The organism is Bacillus sp. LR_5 (assembly GCF_042709275.1).
Map to the genome: position 1 here is coordinate 1 of NZ_JAVAXX010000550.1, position 1,849 is coordinate 1,849.

The window sequence follows — 1,849 nt, forward strand, 5'->3', positions numbered from 1 at the left end:
TAGTTTAATATAACAATATAAAGTTTTCAGTATTTTCAAAAAGGGGGATTTATTGTGGGTTTAGGTAAGAAATTGTCTGTTGCTGTCGCTGCTTCGTTTATGAGTTTATCAATCAGCCTTCCTGGTGTTCAGGCTGCTGAAGGTCATCAGCTTAAAGAGAATCAAACAAATTTCCTCTCCAAAAACGCGATTGCGCAATCAGAACTCTCTGCACCAAATGACAAGGCTGTCAAGCAGTTTTTGAAAAAGAACAGCAACATTTTTAAAGGTGACCCTTCCAAAAGGCTGAAGCTTGTTGAAAGCACGACTGATGCCCTTGGATACAAGCACTTTCGATATGCGCCTGTCGTTAACGGAGTGCCAATTAAAGATTCGCAAGTGATCGTTCACGTCGATAAATCCGATAATGTCTATGCGGTCAATGGTGAATTACACAATCAATCTGCTGCAAAAACAGATAACAGCCAAAAAGTCTCTTCTGAAAAAGCGCTGGCACTCGCTTTCAAAGCTATCGGCAAATCACCAGACGCTGTTTCTAACGGAGCGGCCAAAAACAGCAATAAAGCCGAATTGAAAGCGATAGAAACAAAGGACGGCAGCTATCGTCTTGCTTACGACGTGACGATTCGCTATGTCGAGCCTGAACCTGCAAACTGGGAAGTCTTAGTTGACGCCGAAACAGGCAGCATTTTAAAACAGCAAAATAAAGTAGAACATGCCGCCGCCACTGGAAGCGGAACAACGCTAAAGGGCGCAACTGTTCCTTTGAACATCTCTTATGAAGGCGGAAAATATGTTCTAAGAGATCTTTCAAAACCAACAGGCACCCAAATCATCACATATGATTTGCAAAACAGACAAAGCCGCCTTCCGGGCACGCTTGTCTCAAGCACAACGAAAACATTTACATCTTCATCACAGCGGGCAGCCGTTGACGCACACTATAACCTCGGTAAAGTGTACGATTATTTTTATTCAAACTTTAAACGAAACAGCTATGATAACAGAGGCAGTAAAATCGTTTCTTCCGTTCACTACGGCACTCAATACAATAACGCTGCATGGACAGGAGACCAGATGATTTACGGTGATGGCGACGGTTCATTCTTCTCTCCGCTTTCCGGCTCATTAGATGTGACAGCGCATGAAATGACACATGGCGTCACCCAAGAAACAGCCAACTTGATTTATGAAAATCAGCCAGGTGCATTAAACGAGTCTTTCTCTGACGTATTCGGGTATTTTAACGATACAGAAGACTGGGACATCGGTGAAGACATTACGGTCAGCCAGCCTGCTCTTCGCAGCCTGTCCAACCCTACAAAATACAACCAGCCTGACAATTACGCCAATTACCGAAACCTTCCAAACACAGATGAAGGCGATTATGGCGGTGTACACACAAACAGCGGAATTCCAAACAAAGCCGCTTACAACACCATCACAAAACTTGGTGTATCTAAATCACAGCAAATCTATTACCGTGCGTTAACAACGTACCTCACGCCTTCTTCCACGTTCAAAGATGCCAAGGCAGCTCTCATTCAGTCTGCCCGTGACCTCTACGGCTCAACTGATGCCGCTAAAGTTGAAGCAGCCTGGAATGCTGTTGGATTGTAATATTAGAAAAAGCCTGAGATTTCTCAGGCTTTTTTTTCGTTACATATCTTGATTACTCTCTTCAGCAGCAATGACGAAAAGATGCTGCCATGAGACAGAAACGGCTTCTGATTTGCAAAAAGAGGGATGCAGCCGCAAGTGCGCATTTTATAAAAGCTAATGATTCAGTCCACATAATTGATAGACGAATTCTGCTACAGGTCACGTGGCTATGTGAAGGATCGCGCGT

The 1,849-nt window shown here is 43.8% G+C and carries 1 protein-coding gene; it reads left to right on the top strand.

Features of this window, described 5'->3' with window-relative positions:
- Nucleotides 1-54: 54 nt before the first annotated feature.
- Nucleotides 55-1,620: a neutral metalloprotease NprE gene (gene nprE, locus RAC86_RS38340; protein WP_014479700.1), complete on the top strand. Its 1,566-nt coding sequence runs from the start codon at nt 55-57 to the stop codon at nt 1,618-1,620.
- The last annotated feature ends 229 nt before the right edge of the window (nt 1,621-1,849 follow it).